The organism is Clostridium sp. 1001271B_151109_B4 (assembly GCF_015670405.1).
Taxonomy (GTDB): domain Bacteria; phylum Bacillota; class Clostridia; order Clostridiales; family Clostridiaceae; genus Clostridium.
The window spans coordinates 101,002-120,169 of sequence record NZ_JADPBQ010000008.1 but is presented as its reverse complement, the minus strand read 5'-3'; the positions used below and the strand labels follow the sequence as shown (position 1 = coordinate 120,169).

Sequence of the window (19,168 nt, the reverse complement as noted above, 5' to 3'; positions counted from 1 at the left end):
CTTTACTCTAATTATAATTTTAATGGTACAAATACCGTTTCTTCTTCCATTTCATTAATGAAACCACCAATTTTATAAACATCATTAAGTAAATTCATATTTATAACCTCATTTGCCTTACCACTTGCTATTGCTTGTCCTGATTTCATAACTATAACATTGTCACTATATTTTATAGCTTGATTAATATCATGTAATACCATAACAACAGTTAAGTTACTTTCTTCATTTAACTCTTTAACAAGTTCTAGTATTTCAACTTGATGATAAATATCTAAATATGTTGTAGGCTCATCTAAAAATAAAATTTCACTTTTTTGCGCTAATGCCATTGCTATAAAAGCTCTTTGTCTTTCTCCACCCGACATACTCATAACAGCTTTTTCTTTTAAACTTTGTAGGCCTGTTCTTTTTATTGCCCATTCTATTATTTCATCATCACTTTCATTATTTCCTTGGAAATACTTTTTATGAGGTATTCTGCCATAAGACACCAATTCTTTAACCGTAATATCACTAGGAACTGTATTTTGCTGATGAACTGTGGCGATTTCTTTTGCCAAATCTTTTTGCTTTAATGACTTTATAGAATTACCTTTAATACTTACATCTCCAGAAGTAGGCTTATTTAATCCCGCAAATATACTTAACAAAGTAGATTTACCACTACCATTAGGACCTAATATAGTTGTTATTTTTCCTTTTTCTATTTCAACATTTAACTTAGTAATAAAACTCTTATCTTTATCATAAGAGAAGTATAAATCCTTTGCTTTTATCATTATTTTAAGTCACTCCTTCTTAAAAGATATAAGAAAAATGGTGCTCCAAATATAGCTGTTACTACTCCAACCGGTATTTCATTAGGTCTCATTGCCATTCTTCCAACAGTATCAGCAAATAAAACTAAGAATCCTCCCACTATTCCGCTACATGGAATTAAGTATTTATGGTCTGATCCTATAATTATTCTACAAACATGAGGAACAACTAATCCAACGAAAGATATAATCCCAGCAATTGCTGTTGATATACTTGCTAAGAATACTGCTACAGCAGTAACTATTATCATATATAAATCTGAATTGAATCCTAAACTTCTCGCATTCTTACTTCCAAGCGCTAATATATTACATACCTTACTTAATAATAATGCTGCAATTATTCCTATAACTGAATAAACTAATAATATCTTTACATTACTCCAATTAACTGTAGCCAAGCTTCCCATCATCCATTTTTGAATATTGCTCGCTCCAAGTCCTGCACTAACAGTAATCATTGATGAAAGGCCACTTAATAATGCATTACAAGCTGCACCTGCAAGTACAATTCTTATTGGTGATAACCCATTTTTATATGCCATAAAATAAATAATCACACAACATACTACTCCTCCAAAGAACCCAAATATAGGTCTTAAGTTAGTTACACTTGGTATAAATACCATAAAGAAAACTGTAACTACACATGCTCCTGAAGATATACCTGTTATATATGGATCTGCTAGTGGATTCCTTATTACCGATTGTAATAAAACCCCTGCTATTGCTAAATTAGCTCCAACTAATACAGCTATTATTACTCTTGGCATTCTTAAGTCTTTAATAATTCCTATATTCCCATCTGATTGCCCAGAAAATAATCCACTTATAAGTTCTTTAAATGTTATGTTAACACTACCCAATTTTAATGAAACTAATATTGTTGCTAGTAATACTAATAAAGATATTATTATAAATGATATTTTAAACTTTTTATCTGAAACTCTCATAATTATTCTCCAATACCATAAACAATATCACTTAACATATCTAATCCTTCAATTACTTTAAGATTTGCGCTCATTCCAAAATATTCACTATCTAAGTAAACTACATTTCCTTCTTTTACAGCATTTATATTTTGCCATGCAGAATCAGTTGCCATTTCAGCTTCTAATGCTGCTTTTGTTTCTTCTGGAAGTGCATGTACCATAACTAAAATCTTATCTGGATTAAGCATTGCTAAATCTTCTTTATTATAAGTAGTGAATGATGTACTATTATCCTCAATAATATTTTTTCCTCCAACAAGTTCAACTAAACTTCCAATATATGATTTACCTGTTGCTATCATTGTAGATCCAGGTGCTGCAAATAAAATTAAAATCTCTGGACTTTCTAAAGTTTCTGCTTTTTCCATAACTTCTGATTCTTTAGATTCTATTTGATTTAATAAAGATTCTGCTTCATCATTTTTATCAAATCTTTCTCCTAAAGTAGTTATTGCTTCTTTTAACCCATTTAAGCTTTCTAATGAAACAAATTCACTCGGAATATTATTTTCTGTAAATAAATTGATATAATCTGATCCTAAAGTATCTACTGATACTACTACTGTTGGATTTAATGATTTAATTATCTCTAAATCTGGGCTCATTGGATTTCCAATTTCAACAGCTCCCTCAGTACTTTCAGGCAATTCATAAGATGTACTTGGAACCCCTGAAACCTTAACACCTAACGCATCTAATATTTCTGTTACTGCAACAGATGTTGCTACTACTACCTCTTCACCAGTACCTACTGCTACACTTTTATTTTCACTATTATCAGAACTACAGCTCATAAAACTTAAAGTCATAACCCCTGCAGCTATCATAGATATAATTCTTTTATATTTCATATCCTATAACCTTCCTATAAATATTTCATTTGAATAACTCATTATTTCTTTTTAGCTTTTACAATTACTACTGCTCCAATTGCAGCTACGACAGCTACACCAGCTATAATTAAAATAGCATTGTTGCTTCTTTCTTCTTTATCAGCTACTACTGCTAAATTTTCTTCTTCTATTTCAACTTCTTCATTTACATCTTCTGATATTATTTCCTCAACTTCATCTTCAATTGCTTCTACTAAAGTTAAAGTTTCCATCTTAGGTATAACCTTAAACTCAACATCTCTCTCCATTGGACCAACGTAAATAATAGCTGACATATCTGCATCTACTTTATCAACTTCAACATTTAACTTAACAGTTCCCTCTTCATTATTTTCTTCTAATATTTCAACTGGAACTTCTTCTCCATTAACCTTCATTCTATAGTTCTCCATATAATCACTTCCTGAAAAACCTATAGTATAAATTACATGTTCTTTTGTTACCTCTACACTCATTGATGGTAAAAGATAAGTTCTTGACATAGCCATACCAGTTTCTGATTCATGATAAACATCATTTTCAACTTCATATATACCACTTGCAATATCAGTTTCAGTTGCATATACACGCTTACTTCCTATAGTTACGAAAATTCCTAAAGCCATTACAGCCATTATAATCCCTTTAAATTTATTTAATATTTTCATTTTTCTATACTCCTTATCTATACTCCTTAATTATTAAACCTAAATTAGGAGGCAAATAAATAGTCTTACTATTTTATTTACCCCCTCATATCATATACTACTAAAATTAACTTAGATTACTTTCTTTTCTTTACTAAAACAGTTCCTGCAGATGTTAAAATTAAACCTAAACCTGCAACAGCTCCTGCTCCAATTGGTGCTCCTGTTTGTGGTAATGTATCTACTGTATATTCCTTAATGAATGTTAAAGTATCTTGTAATAATGTAACACCAAATTCAACTTCTTTATCCATTGGAACTACATAAGTTTTAACTGTTATACTATCACTTAAGCTTGAAACTGCAAATCTAATATTAGTAGTGTCTCCACTTGTATTTTTAGTTATAGTTGCCTTTTTACCATTAACATAAATCTCATGATTTTGCATAAATTCTGCTCCAGTGAATGTTAAAGTAACATAGTACTTACCATCTATTTCTTCAACTTTTGAAGTAGAGTTTAAGTATTTTCTAGCCATTGATCTTCCAGTTTCACTTTCATGAGTTACACTGTTTTGAATAGAGTATAATTTACCCTTAGTTACTTTTACTTCATCTTTAGTAGTTGTTGTATTTCCGTTTGTACCATTGTTTGTACCATTATTAGTTGTTGAACCACCTGTTGTTCCTCCAGTAGTTGCGCCATTATTAGTTGTCCCATTTGTAACTAATGTTAATGTATCTTCTAATACGTTAACTCCAAATTCTACATTACTTCCCATCATAGGAACATAAGCTGATACTTTTATTGAATCTTCTAAGCTTCCAACTTGGAATCTTAAACTAACGATTTCACCGTTCATTGTTTTAGTTGCATCTACTTTATTTCCATTAACATATATTGTATGATTATTCATCATTGTTGATCCCATAGGAGTAAATGTTAATGTAACATATTTCTTTCCATTTACATCTTCAACTTTTAATGTTTCTTCTAATGACTTTTTAGCCATGCTTAATCCAGTTTCACTTTCATGAGTAACTTCAAGTTTTCCTGTATAAACCTTTGTTCCTTGCTCTTCAGTTGTTCCATTGTTTGATCCACCATTATTTGAACCACCGTTGTTTGATCCATCATTCCCAGTACCAGCACCATTTCCATTACCTGGATTTTCTGTACTTCCACCGTTATTTTCTGAATCACTTCCTGAATTATTATCATCAACTTTTACTAATGAATTCATATCATTTACTAAATCTATTGATTGTATTTCAGTCATTAAGTCTGGAACATATATATCCATTTCAACTTCAACTTTTGCATCTATTGATGGAACTTCAAATGATACTGATTTATCTTCATTTACAGTAGAATCAGTTGCAACACCGTTAACTTTTATATTCGTATTTCTTATAGCTGTTAATCCAAGACCTTTATATCTTAATGTCATAATAATTTTTCCATCTTTTACAGTAACATCTGTCTTTTCTTCTATAAATTGTCTAGCCATACTTTGTTGTGATGTACCAAGTTTATTAACAGCATTATTTAATGTATAATTTCCATCTTCTAAAATCTTTGATTCTTCTCCCCCAATGTTTCCATTGTCTTCTGAACCATCATTTCCTACATTATCTCCACTATTATCTGGAGTTTCTATGTTCCCTCCACCATTTACTGAATCATCAACTGTTGGAATTGATGTTGTATCATTTACTAAGTAGAAGTTTGTTGTATGAACCCAAGTTCCCATTGCATATGTTAATTCAATATTAATTTTTGAATCTACTGATGGAACTACAAATGTAAATGATCCATCATCATTTTTAATTAGTTCTACTGCTTCATCATTTACAGTACCACCATGTACTTCTTGTACAACACTTAAGCCTTGTTCATTAAATTTCATAGTTACTTCAATTTTATCACCATCAACCTTTATAACTGATTCTCTGTCCATAAACTTGTTCATAGTACTTTCGCCAGAACCATCTATTTTCATTGCAGTATTTGGTACTACATAAGTTCCATTTTCAACTTTTGATGCTGTAACTGCTATTGTATCATCTACCACTGTAGCCCCAACAGCTTGTACATTTGCTCCTAATACAGTAGTTGCTACCATTACCGCAGCTAATAATTTACATATTTTCGTCTTTAACATAAATCTTATCCCCCTAAATTTATTTCAAAATTCATTTATCTTCATTGACATATCATAAATTATATCTCATAATAAATGATATTGATTCTCATTTACTTATAAATAATATCATATATTTCACTAAAATGTTTCAACAATATTTATATATTTTTTAACAATATTTTTATATTTTATAAAATAAAAAGAATTTTTAAGGGGAGGATACCGATCTCAATGATTTCAAATATATTAACTAGTTTCTTTAATTGCCTTTCTGTTCCTATCTTAGTTTTAAATCATAAATTTGAAACTGTTTTTACTTATAATCATGATTCAAAAGTTAATAATTCATTATATATATCAAAAGCTATAGAAAAACTAAAAAATAGCGATTATTCTTCTAATACATTCTCATTAAATATTACTAATGATATTGCCTTTACTTGCATTACATTTAATCATTATGATAATAATAAAATGCATCTATTGCTAGGCCCATATACTATTAATGAGGATACTAATAATTCTGATGCTATTAATACACTTACTGAAGAATGGTTAAATAACATAATAAAATTGCATTCTTATATAATAGATAATCATATTTGTGTTGATAAAACATCTACCAATAATTCTCCATGTGTAAATCATGCTATTAAATATATCGAAAAAAATTATAGTAATGAAATTTCAATAGATGATATCTGTAATGAATTAAATATTAATAAATGTTACTTTTGTAGTGTTTTTAAGAAAGAAACCGGCTCCACATTTATAAATTATTTAAATAATTACAAAATTGAAAAAAGCAAGGAATTATTAAAAAATCCTAATCTCTCCTTGCTTGATGTTTCATTATCTGTTGGCTATAATAATCAAAGTTATTTTAGTACAGTGTTTAAAAAAATTACTTCAAAAACTCCGTTAGAATTCAGAGATGAATATTTAAAAAATAAAAAATAAAAAAATTAACTACCTCCTAATTTACTGTCTAGGAAGTAGTTAATTTTTTAGTTTTTACTTTTATTTCAAATCTATTATTTCCTTAATTTTAATCCCCATAAAATTATCTATGTTTTCATCTTTATAATACCAGTATACAAATCCAAAAGTTAAACAAATGATAATTGTAACCATTAATCCACCTTCCGGTCCAAAAGCACCACCATTTATTATATTATCACTAATATTTTTAATTTTATATAATCCTTGAACATCATTTCCACTTACTCCAAATCCCCAAATATAGCCTTGAAAATAATTCCAAGTTATATGATATCCTATTGGCATCCAAATATTTTTAGATTTCATAAACATATAAGCAAACAATAAACCAACTAAAAACAAATTAATAAATGCCAAAATACTTATTCCATTATTAGCTAAATGTAACATTGCAAATATCAATGCAGGACCCACTAATACAACCCACTTACTCCTTGTTTGCTTTAATACACTCATTATATATCCTCTAGATAATATCTCCTCACCAAAACCTACAAAAACAAATGAAATTAACCCATAAATTAATGATAAACTTATATTGGGTTTATTTATTGGATTTACAAATTCAACATTTCCGAAACATATAATTCCTACTGCAACTATACTAATAGTGATAGCACCAACCCCTAAACCTACTAAAAACTCGTTCCTACCTCTTTTAATAGATGTTAATCCCATTTCTCTTATTTTCTTTTTATCAAGCCATTTCCACACCATAATACATGAAATTATACTAACACCATTACTTAACACTACAGAAACTAAGAATATTAATTCACTATTTACTATAGAATCTATATTTTCTGTTAATAAATATTCTGTATTACCTATAACACTTTCTATTATCGCCAAAACAATACCTAGAATTATCGATACAATAAAAGATAACCCATATGTTAATAGAAATACCAACAATATCTTCCAACCACTTCTTATCTCATTACTCTTATTCTTAAATAGCATATTAATTCCCCCTTTTTTATAATTATATAAAATTATTGCCTTATTATAATTATTATCCCCTAAGTATTTGAATTTCTTTTCTTATATCATTTAAATTATTAAAGCTTTTATAGCAGGCTCTTATTATTTCATTATCAGGTTCTTTTAAATCAACAACATGAATTGCTATCATTCCAGCATTAAATGCCGCCTTAATACCAGCCCCAGAATCTTCAATTACTATACATTCATTAGGATTAACATTTAGTTTTTTTGCTGCTTTTAAAAATATATCAGGATTAGGCTTAGTCTCTTTTACATCATCTCTTGATACAATAATATCAAAAAACTTTTCTATATCTGCATATCTCAACTGCTTTAATGCTCTTTCCTTTGATGCCGAAGTTGCTAATGCAATCTTGTAATTATTATTCTTTAAATAAGATAAAATTTTATAAGCACCTTCTTTTAAAGGAATACCTTTATCTACGGCTTTTTCTAAATCTTTATCCTTTTCCCTATACATTTTATCTATTGGAAGCTCATTTCCATACTTATTTAGAAACACTTTTTTTACATTTTCCCTTCCTGTTCCTAATACCTCAGCATAAACCTCCTTTTGTAGCTTATATCCATATTTCTCAAAAACTTTTGACCAAATCTCTAAATACACCAATTCAGTATCAAATATAACTCCATCCATATCAAATATTATAGCTTTAATATTATTAATATTTATTTTCATCTAACGTTTCCTCCATAAAATTATATCCTATACTTTGATCTTATAATTCTATTAATTATACCACAAATTAGCATAATTAATTTTACATATATTCTAACAGAAAAGAACCTACTCCTATCTATATCTTGGAGTAGGTTAATATTTTACAACTTTATTCACTAAGAAATATATATATCAGAAAATTCAATTTCCGCTTCTTCTTTTAATTTACTTTCCTTTAATTTAATGAGTTGGTCACTTTCTTTATCCATCTCAAATTTTGGCAATTCTACAATAAATTTCGTTCCCTTATTTATTTCAGAAGTAACCTTAATTACTCCCTTATGTAGCTCTACAAAGGATTTTGAAATAGTTAATCCAATTCCACATCCTTCATTATTTCTTGTAAGACTCTTATCAACTTGTACAAATTTATCAAATATCCTTTCTTTATCTTCAGGATTTATCCCAATTCCATTATCCTCAATAACAATTCTTAATAGTTCTTCAGTAAATTCTAAATTTACTTTTATAATACCATTTTCATTAGAAAACTTAATTGCATTAGATAATAAATTTAAAATAGTTCTTTCAATTTTGTTAGCATCTACTTTCATTATTATATCTTCTTCATTTGTATCAAATATCACACTTAAATTCTTATGTTCCGCATATGGTAAAATAGAGTTTACCAATGATTCTATGAAATTTACAATATTAATATGTACTAGCTTTAATTTTACGTCTTCTAACTCAACCTTTCTAACATCTATGACATTATTTATTAATCTTATTAATCTAAAACAGTTGTTTTTTATTATAGTTAACTTATTCTGATCAGTTGTTTTATTTACTTCTAATAGCTGAACGGCAGACAATATTACATTAACAGGGGTTCTGACCTCATGACTTATATTGGCAATAAAATGAGATTTTATTTTATTACCCTCTTCAGCCTCCTCCATAGCTTTTAATATCCTTTTTTCATATTTTCTTTTAGAAAATATATATTTAATTAAGATGCATACAATAAATATTAAAAAAATAATAAATTCAATAACTAGTGATATTTCAAATTTATATTGCTTAATAATATCACTTGGATCATTTATTATCACTGAATTTTTAGGCAAACTTTTTTTACTAATATTATATTTCTTTAATACACTATAATCAAATACATAACTATTAGCACTATCATCATCTATAAATATACTTAAAGGCTCTTCTCCTTGCAATAATTTTATGACTATTTGACCTGCTAGTTTACCTTGTTTATAATGGTCAACTACCTTTCCTCCTATACTACCTGTGCCGATACCATATTCTAGAATATTATAAATAGGTACATCATTTGCGTATTCACTTATTATTTTATTTACTTCCAAATAACTTAAAACTTTTTCACCCTTAAATTCATCAGGATATAGAGATATTATAGCTGTATCATCTTGTAATTTTGATATTATATCTTGAAATTCTTCTTGTGAAATATCTTCAGTAATAATTGAACTAAAATTAAAATTTGAATATTCTTTCACTATATCTGGATAAAAATTATTACCGCTATCATTAACAAATACTATATTATTTACATTAGGATGATTATTCTTTATTAATTCTAAATTTTCTGAAATAGATTCCATCTCTCTAACACCAGACACCATGGAATATTCTAATGCTTTTTCTAATAAACTCTCTTTTTCCACGCCTAAAAATGAAATTGGAATTCCTTTAAACAAATCCTCTCTATATTTTAAAGCAAATTGAAGAGCTTCATCATCCCCAGTAATAACCGCATCAAAATTTTCATAATTTTCAATAGTATATTTAATTACATTATAAAAGTTCTCTATACTTTTTTCATTCCTTATTACCTCTGAATCTAAATATTCAATTCTTAAATTTACATTATTATTTAATGCATCTTTTATTCCCGATATTTGATCATCAAAAGAAATAAAATTAAAATCATAAGAACTAATAAATAATATATTTAACTTATTATTAGTTGCTCTAACATCATAAGTTTTAGATTCTATTATTGTTACTACTATTGTAAATAAAATTATTGCAACATAAATTCCCCTCTTAAGTTTTCCCATTTTATTCTCCATCTTCTTAAATATGTATATAATACAATTATACTACTACTTTTTATTTTTTTGTACATATTAAAAATTATTTTTAAATATTATTTAAATAATTTATTTTTTATTATTTTAAATTTCTTCCATATACTTTTTACACTCGCCATTTCTTATAATATACATTTTATATATTTTTTCTTATATTGAAGTATTATTACACTGGTCACTTTTCTCTTTACTTATCAAAAAAACTTATTATATTAATAAATTTCGTTAATATTTTTTCTCCCTAAATTCTTTATATTTTTCAATATTTATACTTTTTATTTTTTTATTTTTACACCTTTTCACAATTTCTCCTATTCTCCTCATATTATTTATTGAACTCTTGAAAATAATGTAAAAATATTTGTCTTTATTTACTTTTACATTATTTTCTATTTATTATAGAATATGTATATAGTATTTTTTATATTTTTCACCAATTTTTCTTATCTATAATTTACATAATAATTTAAAAATTTGATGAATAGGAGGATAATTTATAGTTATGAGTTGTTGGACAGTATTAGGTATAACCCCTACTAAAAATATCGATAAAATTAAAGAGGCTTATTCTAACTTAAGTAATTCTAAAAATTTTAATAATCACAATATTGATTTTAAAACTTTAAAATCAGCATATAATAAAGCTTTATCTTTAGCTAAAGTATCAATTAGTGATTTAAACTTATCTTTATTAGGAAGTTCTAATTATGATATTTTATCAGCAGTAATCAACTCATCTATGGATAGTAAATCTATTGATACCATTGAAAAGTTTATTATTAAAGTTGATGAAATCTATACAAATCCTTTGCTTAGATTCAAACTTGAGCCTTGGATTAATTTGTTAACTTCAGCAGTTTTAGAAACTTCGTCTTCTTTTGATTCTTTAAATATAGAACTTATTAAATATTTAAATTCACATAAATATTTACCTAATAAAGTATATCAATTATTAGATTCTAAATTTAAATGGACAAGTAATAAGATCAAGTTAAAAACAAAACTTTCATCAGAATTAGTGGATTCTCTAATTAATTACATAGAAAATCCTCTTCCATTAACATATAACTACCTAGATGATATAAACGCAGAAAAACTTGATGAATATCTTGAACTTAGAGAGAAATCATATTTATCATTACAAAATAATAATTTAAATCCTGAAAAAGAATGCCTATTTGCTGCGTATTCTATCTACACAAAGGATTTAGATTTAGTGAAAATCATAGGAACTTATTATTTAAATAAAAATGATAATCTTATGGCATTAAATTATTTTAGAGAAGCTATTAATATCAACTGTAATGATTTGTATAGCCTCTCAAAATTCGGGCATTTACTAACTGTAAACAATCAATATTCAAGTGCAATTTCTTATTTAGAACGCTATATAAAACTTCTTAGAAATTCAATTGATATGGAAGCAATTATAGATTTGGCCCATTCTTATCATTATTCTTATGAATTACAAAAAGCCAAATATTTATATGATTTATTACTTACTTTACGTCCTTGGGATTTATCTATAAGATTTGAATTGGAAAGCATTAAAAATAAAATTTCTACTGATGATACTTCAGATAATTTATCTACTCCAATATATAAGAAGTATATTAATCATTATATAGATCCTTTTAATTACAAACTTAAAGAAATATATAACGATTTTTCACTAAGAATAAACGAAGATAGTTGGAAAGCGCTATTTGCATTACCTATTGCTTCAGATGAATCATTATTTTATTTATTTGAACAAGAAACTATAAAATTTATAACTACTAATAAAAATATTCCTAAAAATATTTATGATTTCTTAAACATTCACTTTAAATGGACATCAAGGCATAACGAATTATTGTCTATTTATCCTTCTTTAAGAATAGATATATTATTTAACAAATTATATTTTAGTGAATCATTAAGCTACGATTCATTAAAATATATTGAGTCATATAATTTAGAAGAATATATTGAGTTACGCTCTTTAGCCTATGATTCTGTTTACTCTGATTCTAAAAATGCTGAAGAATATTTAAATGCTGCTCTAAATTTATTTAATGGTGATTTTGAACTATATAAAATATATGGACAATACTATTTAAATAATAATTCATATGATGAAGCAATTAAATACTATAAACTCGCCCTTTCATTTAAGGATGATGATTATTACTCTATATGTAGTTTGGCTTTATTATTAACTAAAATTGAAAATTATAAAGAAGCACTTTTTTACTTAAATAAAAGTGTAAATACTCCAGCTGGTAGTTTATTATTAGACAATGAAGATTTTTTAACTAAATATGCAATAAGCTTTTACTATACCAATAATTTAATAAATGCAAAAAAATATTTTAAAAAATTGGCCAAGCTTAATTCAAATTTAAAATTTGTTAATATATACTTAAAAAATATTAATGATAGATTATCAGGTAAGAAAAAAGTAATTATTCCTATAAGTGTCATCGAAAATCCTGAAAGGTACTCTTTATCTTTAAGTAGTAAAACCAAAAATACACTATTAAATTTTATTACTAAATTTAAGCATGGCCTCGTGAACCAGTAAAATTATCTCTATTTAAATAATTAATGCAGCTATCCTTCCATATCTAGGATAGCTGCATTTTATTATTTTGTAATCTCTTAATTTGTTATTTTATAACACTGCCTTTTTAAATTATCCGTATATAATATATATTGTGACATTTATTTAAGAGAGGTGATTACTTAAAATATCAACCTTTATTTTTAATAAATATAATTTTTTATTTTATAGGGATTATTACTTTGTTTTCAAAAATATTCTCCTCATTACTCATATAAATAACTCCATTATATTTATTTACAGTTCTTATTACTCTATGTATTCCTAATCCATGAATGCTTCCTTCTTTTGTGGTTATGTAATTTCCATTGATTTTTTTTATCTTTCCATCAAAAGTATTTTTAATTTTAAAAACAATATTATTATTTTTTTCAAATATATCAATGTATATTTTCTTTTTCTTAGATTTTAATGCACCTTCTATAGCATTATCTAATATATTACCAAGAATTGTATTTATATCAAAATCTGAAATATTTCTTCTTCGTATTTTTTCAGCTTTAATATTAAATTTAATTTTTTTGCTATTTCCATATAAATATTTAGATGTTATTATTGAATCTATAAGAAAATCTCCAGTATAAATTACAGCTTCAGTAATCATTATTTCTTTATCTAATTCCTCAATATACTCAAACAACTTCTTATGTTCATTTGCGATTGCTAAGTTACAAATAACATTTATATTGTTTCTATAGTCATGTTTCCAAGATTTTATATCAGTATATATTTCAGATATTTCTTTTATATATTTTTCTTCTAATTCTATTTGTTTAATACTCATTTCTAATAAATATTTTTCTTCAATTTCTTTAGAAAGAATTATTAAAATTTTATAAAAAAAACCATTCACGCAACATAATAGTATACTTATTCCAGCTTTATAAATTGTATTAAAAGGATCAATACCTATATTATCTAATAATTGAATAATTAAACACAATTGTATTATTATAAATATAAAACTCGATATTAATATTTGACTATTACTAAGTTTTTCAATAAAATCTTTTCGCTTTATATGAAATTTTATAATAAAAATCTGTAATAATATACAAATTAAATATAAACTTTTATTTAATAAATAACTTTCATTATATAATGCTAATATAGTGTGCTTTTTTAATAACATTCCTAAAGTATATACTATAAAATATACAGATAAACAATTTGACACAAATTGAATTATCCAAAATAAACTTATTAACTTCATTCTCCCCTTTATATAAATTCCGAATACTAACAGTATGCTGTAATACCCTATAATTGCAAAAACACTCCCTATATAGGTTCCTAAATATAAAAAAAGGAAATGTACTATAGTATATACTATTCTAGTACTACTCTTAAGTGTCTTATTGTAATTTGGTACATTATCAAAAAAATACAAAATAGTACCTATATTAAATATACAAATTATTAATTCAATAACATAATATATAAACTGCATTACTTTCAATAAACTCCTAATATTAAATTGCATAATTCTTATTATATTTCTTTTACTATTAAAATTATTATATATAAATTATAAGTATAAAACTATTTTTTCATCAATTATGCTAAATACTTCACAAATATTACATTCAGAAATACAAAACTCATACTTTATTATAACTTTATAAAATATGAGTTTTATATCTTTAAAAATATTTAAAATAAAACTCTTTTACTTTATTCTTTTTCATTTTACTAATTGGAATTTCAATGCTATTTTTTAATATTATACTATTCTTCTTTATCTCTTTTGTATATGAAATGTTTACTATATAAGATTTATGAGTTCTAATAAATAAATTTCCATCTAGTTCTTTTTCTAAATCAGATATTTTCTTTTTAACTATTAATTTACTATCCTTAGTATTAATTTCTATATAATGCTGATAAGATTCGCAATACACTATATCATCAAATTTTAAATTTATAATATCACCAAATCTCTTAATAGTAATAATATCTTTTTCTTCTTTATATAAACACTTTTTCTTCCATGCTTTATCCAAACAAACCAAAAACTTTTCTTCGTTTACTGGTTTAAGTAAATAATGTATAGCCTCAAAATCGTATCCATATGATATATATTGATCTAATCCACTAACAAAAATAATACTAACATCTTTATTATTTTCTCTTATTATTTTTGCTAGCTCTATTCCATTTATCTTTTTTAATCCTACATCTATTATTATACAGTCATATTCTATAACATTTTCATTCTTAATAATAAATTCTTCGGCTGAAAGAAATTCCCTTATACGAAGTGAAACTTCTTTTTTCCTTGCCCACTTATTTATTAAAAATTTGTTAATATCAATTTGATAATTATCATCTTCACATATAGCTATTTTAAACATTTTACCCCCATAAAGCATAATCCTTAAATATAGTCCTGTATATTATATCAATTCATATCATATTTTCAATAAAAATTCCTCATATTTCCTTGCTATTTATGTACATAAATAGTCCTTTTATTAATAAAAGGGTAAATTCATGTAATTTCATGTTACATTATTTGTAAAATGCATTAATTAACTGAATGGAGGTATCAATGATAAATACTAAACGCTTATACACTATAGAAGATTTAGAAGCTATTTTAGATGCTTTACCTTGTAGCATTTATATAAAAGATAAAGAAGGAAAATATATCTATACTAATAAATTTGCTGCAGATATTTCCGCATTGGAAAAAGATTTTATTATAGGAAGAACTGATTTTGATCTAAAGGATAGTAAAGAAGCATATAGAAGTTTAAAATCTGACAAAAAATCTTTAGAAGATGGCATTCCTGTACTCACAGAAGAATATGGTATAAACAAAACACAAAATACACCTTTTAGTGTTTATAAAATTCCATTACTTAACTCAAAAAATGTTGTTACTGTTTCAAAACCTCTAGATATAAATAGAGCAACAAATATTGACTTCAAAAAAATTACATATAAAAAAACTAATATTGATAACCAAAATAACTATTTGGATTTCATAATTGAAATATTAAATAACTTATGTACTATACTTGCAGCTTGCAATGTAAACATATTCCTATTTAATAGTGATAATTCAGCAATTACCTCATATGCCTCATCTACTATTAATGAAAATATTTTTTATGAAAATATAACTATTAAAGTTGATGAACCTCTATTATCAAAAATTGACAATGAAACAAATTCATTTAAGCACTATAAATATATAAATTCAATTCTTTCTAAATATTATAAAAAAGAATATACTACTAAAAACACTTCATCATTTATAGTTAAAGCATTATGCTTTGCAAATAAGGTAATAGGCATACTACATATAAATTATGATAATATCACTAAATACCAAATAAACAATGAAGGACTTATTAAAGACATATGTGACAATTTAAGTTCACTTTTAGTAAGCTTTAACGTAACAAACGAATTTGAAAAGTATGTTTTTAAAAAAAATATACTTAATTCAGATGAATATTCTCCTTCGATACTTTTAAGTAAAATGAATTACTTTGCTACTCTTTCTCATGAGTTTAAGACTCCAATTAATATTATACTTTCAAGTATTCAATTACTTTTAAAACTACTATCTGATAACTGTGAAATTGATAACGATACACTTTTAAAATATTTAAATATTTTAAAGCAGAACTCTTATAGGTTATTAAGACTTGTCAATAACGTACTAGATAGTAGTAAGTTAGAAAATAATTTTACTGATTTAACATTATCTAATTGCAATATAATAAATATAATAGAAAATATAGTATTATCAACATGCGATTATTTGGAGCAAAATAATAAAGAAATAATCTTTGATACTGATGAAGAGGAAGTCTTTCTTTCATGCGATCCTGATAAAATAGAAAAAGTAATGCTAAATCTAATTTCGAATTCTTTAAAATTCACAGATGATAATGGGAAAATCAAAGTTAAAATTATTACAGATTATGAATCAAAAAAACTTTTTGTTCATGTTCAAAATAATGGCCCTGAAATTTCTGTATCAGATTCCAAAAAAATCTTTAGCAGATTTATTCAAAGTGATGAGTTATTTACAAAAAAAAATCAAGGAACTGGAATTGGATTATTCTTGTGTAAATCCTTTATAGAATTACATGATGGTGAAATCTGGGCCAACCCTAGCTTTAAAAATGGTGCAGAATTCATTTTTTATTTACCAATAAAATTGACTAATAGCGAAAAATTTGATATTTCAAGTCCAAGTATACCTTCATCAAAAATTGAAAAATGTAATATAGAATTTTCAGATATATATTCAATATAATATATTTATATTTATGCGAAAAACGGTATCTTTATTTATTCAATAAAGATACCATAAAATATAGTTACTTATTAAATTTTTCTTTATATTCTATTATGCATTTTTTACAAATACATGCCTTTCCCCTTAAATCCACTGGTATCTGTTCCCTTAACTCTTTAGGAACTTTAATTTTTTCACACCAACAACCTCCATGTGTTAAACCTTTTTCATATCCACAATTATTTGGTTTTCCACAAATAGGACAAATACTTTTATCAACTTTCATTATCTTCATCTTCCTTCTTATTTTTACTAATATAATTCTACAATAAACATATTTATTAATATATAAATAAAGCCTCTTCTCAACATTAAATAAAAATATTTACTTAATGCATATGTAAATTTTATGGTATATTTATTAATACACTTTTATTTTTTAACAAATTTCTAGAGTTTTTACGTGATTCTATTAATACTATAACTCCTAAGATTATAAATGTTATTAATTCAGCTAAAGGCAATGATAAAAATACCCCGGTAGTTCCTATAAAATGAGGCAACACTATTGTAAATATGAATTGAAATACAAATCCTCTTCCTATAGATATTATATTTGCATAAATATTTTTACCAATGGCCTGATAATACCCACTCATAGTAAATATTATCCCTATAATAGGACTCCCAATACAATAAATTAATATCATTTTATATGCGAACTCTATATTTTTAGAATCAACTCCAAAAATTCTAATTATTTCTCTTCCATAAACAAATATACCACTATAAACCAAAACACCACCTAAAATACATACAGCAATTGTTATATAGACAAATTGATTCATTCTTCTAATTTTTTTAGCTCCATAATGATATCCTATCAAAGGCTGTAATCCTTGTGCTATTCCCATACAAGTATTTACTAAAAAGCAGTTTACATACGTTGCAACTGTATATATTGCAACATCTATAGTACTTCCATATAAAAACATAGTTTTATTTTGTGTTAATAGTATAATTCCATAGGATATTTGAATTGCAAAACTTACAAATCCAATATTTAAAATTCTTTTTACTATTCCTTTATCTATTTTTAAATGTTTCCTTTTTATCTTTATATTCGCTTTGCCCATTATAAAGTAATAAAAAGATACAGTCATTGATATAACTATACTTGCACTTGTTGCTATTGCTGCCCCCTTTACCCCAAATCCTAGTTTCATAACAAATAACCAATCTAATATTATATTGGCAACTGCTCCTATACCTATCATAATCATTGATAAATCTGGCCTTCCATCAGTCCTAACTATTGGATTTAAAGCTGTCGCAAACATATATGGTATTGCAATTATAAATATTATTGTATAATAATCTATTGCACTTTTTATAGTATCTGGAGTTGCCCCTAGCATCTTAATTATTGGCTCTCTAAACACAAGTCCTAATATAGTAATTATAATTCCTACAATAATTATTAGACTAATACAAGTTCCTAATGCTTTTTCAGCCTTTTTATTTTTACCTTTTCCCATATAAATTGCCATTATACTGCTAGTACCAATTCCTATCATAAGTCCTATTCCAACAATAAGAGTTACCGCTGGCCATGCAATATTTACTCCGGCAAGTCCAACTTCTCCAACTCCTTGTCCTATAAATATTCCATCTACCACTGTATATATGGTGTTTAATACTACTCCAACTACAGATGCAAGTATAAATCTTGCCCATACTTTAAATATATTAGAATTTAAAACTTCTTTTATATCCACAGCTCTATTCCTTTCTTTGCACAAATAAAAGTAGCTAAAGTATTAACTCTAACCACTAAATTTACTATATTTTATTTATTCAAAATAATTATATATTCATTAATAAAAATTTCAATAATTATATGACATATTTCAAATTAATAATTAAAAACAAAAACTTCTATAACTAACACTTATTAAGATTAAATTAATCAATAATCTAATTTTAATGTTAATTATAGAAGTTCTAAAATAATATT

General features: G+C 25.5%; 15 protein-coding genes. 3 read left to right on the top strand and 12 right to left on the bottom strand.

The genetic code is table 11. The features are described 5' to 3' along the window. Positions 1-11 precede the first annotated feature (11 nt). The 5 genes from I4V63_RS07580 to I4V63_RS07560 form a co-directional block, all read right to left on the bottom strand. Positions 12-782 carry an ABC transporter ATP-binding protein gene (locus I4V63_RS07580; RefSeq protein WP_196000693.1) on the bottom strand — a complete coding sequence of 257 codons (771 nt, stop codon included), beginning with the start codon at positions 780-782 and terminating at the stop codon, positions 12-14. After that, positions 782-1,774 carry an iron ABC transporter permease gene (locus tag I4V63_RS07575; RefSeq protein ID WP_196000692.1) on the bottom strand — a complete coding sequence of 331 codons (993 nt, stop codon included), beginning with the start codon at positions 1,772-1,774 and terminating at the stop codon, positions 782-784. Before I4V63_RS07575 ends, I4V63_RS07580 begins: the two co-directional genes overlap by 1 nt. Before the next feature lie 2 nt (positions 1,775-1,776). After that, entirely contained in the window at positions 1,777-2,667 is an 891-nt protein-coding gene (gene isdE / locus I4V63_RS07570; RefSeq protein ID WP_196000691.1) for a heme ABC transporter substrate-binding protein IsdE, read from the bottom strand. Positions 2,668-2,708: 41 nt separating this feature from the next. Beyond that, on the bottom strand, positions 2,709-3,356 hold the full coding sequence (locus I4V63_RS07565; protein WP_196000690.1) for an NEAT domain-containing protein: 648 nt from the start codon (positions 3,354-3,356) through the stop codon (positions 2,709-2,711). Between the two features lie 116 nt (positions 3,357-3,472). After that, entirely contained in the window at positions 3,473-5,500 is a 2,028-nt protein-coding gene (locus I4V63_RS07560; RefSeq protein ID WP_196000689.1) for an NEAT domain-containing protein, read from the bottom strand. Between the two features lie 213 nt (positions 5,501-5,713). On the opposite strand from I4V63_RS07560, the gene I4V63_RS07555 reads away from it, so the two are divergent. Then, on the top strand, positions 5,714-6,442 hold the full coding sequence (locus I4V63_RS07555) for an AraC family transcriptional regulator (protein ID WP_196000688.1): 729 nt from the start codon (positions 5,714-5,716) through the stop codon (positions 6,440-6,442). 60 nt (positions 6,443-6,502) lie between these two features. Here I4V63_RS07555 and I4V63_RS07550 read toward each other — a convergent pair whose 3' ends face one another. From I4V63_RS07550 to I4V63_RS07540, 3 genes are all read right to left on the bottom strand, one after another. Beyond that, the gene (locus I4V63_RS07550; RefSeq protein ID WP_196000687.1) at positions 6,503-7,447 is read right to left on the bottom strand and encodes a type II CAAX endopeptidase family protein; all 945 of its coding nucleotides are present in this window, start codon (positions 7,445-7,447) and stop codon (positions 6,503-6,505) included. A gap of 52 nt (positions 7,448-7,499) precedes the next feature. Continuing rightward, on the bottom strand, positions 7,500-8,171 hold the full coding sequence (locus I4V63_RS07545) for an HAD family phosphatase (RefSeq protein ID WP_207746524.1): 672 nt from the start codon (positions 8,169-8,171) through the stop codon (positions 7,500-7,502). A gap of 158 nt (positions 8,172-8,329) precedes the next feature. Next, complete coding sequence (locus tag I4V63_RS07540; protein WP_196000686.1) at positions 8,330-10,255, bottom strand: ABC transporter substrate binding protein; 1,926 nt, start codon at positions 10,253-10,255, stop codon at positions 8,330-8,332. Between the two features lie 535 nt (positions 10,256-10,790). Here I4V63_RS07540 and I4V63_RS07535 point away from each other — a divergent pair. Further along, positions 10,791-12,854, top strand: a complete 2,064-nt coding sequence (locus I4V63_RS07535; protein WP_196000685.1) for a hypothetical protein — start codon at positions 10,791-10,793, stop codon at positions 12,852-12,854. A 199-nt stretch (positions 12,855-13,053) separates the two neighbouring features. On the opposite strand, the gene I4V63_RS07530 is transcribed toward I4V63_RS07535, so the two are convergent. After that, positions 13,054-14,106 (bottom strand): ATP-binding protein, encoded by a 1,053-nt coding sequence (locus I4V63_RS07530; protein WP_196000684.1) that lies wholly within the window; start codon positions 14,104-14,106, stop codon positions 13,054-13,056. A gap of 430 nt (positions 14,107-14,536) precedes the next feature. Next, entirely contained in the window at positions 14,537-15,247 is a 711-nt protein-coding gene (locus I4V63_RS07525) for a LytTR family DNA-binding domain-containing protein (protein WP_196000683.1), read from the bottom strand. 197 nt (positions 15,248-15,444) lie between these two features. Here I4V63_RS07525 and I4V63_RS07520 point away from each other — a divergent pair, with 197 nt between their 5' ends. Continuing rightward, a complete protein-coding gene (locus tag I4V63_RS07520) occupies positions 15,445-17,169 on the top strand; it encodes a PAS domain-containing sensor histidine kinase (protein WP_196000682.1) in 1,725 nt (574 codons plus the stop codon). A gap of 64 nt (positions 17,170-17,233) precedes the next feature. Here the strand turns inward: I4V63_RS07520 and I4V63_RS07515 are convergent, their stop codons facing one another. Together I4V63_RS07515 and I4V63_RS07510 are read right to left on the bottom strand one after the other, a co-directional pair. Then, on the bottom strand, positions 17,234-17,437 hold the full coding sequence (locus I4V63_RS07515) for a cysteine-rich CWC family protein (protein WP_196000681.1): 204 nt from the start codon (positions 17,435-17,437) through the stop codon (positions 17,234-17,236). A gap of 121 nt (positions 17,438-17,558) precedes the next feature. Further along, entirely contained in the window at positions 17,559-18,929 is a 1,371-nt protein-coding gene (locus I4V63_RS07510; RefSeq protein ID WP_196000680.1) for an MATE family efflux transporter, read from the bottom strand. Positions 18,930-19,168 lie beyond the last annotated feature (239 nt).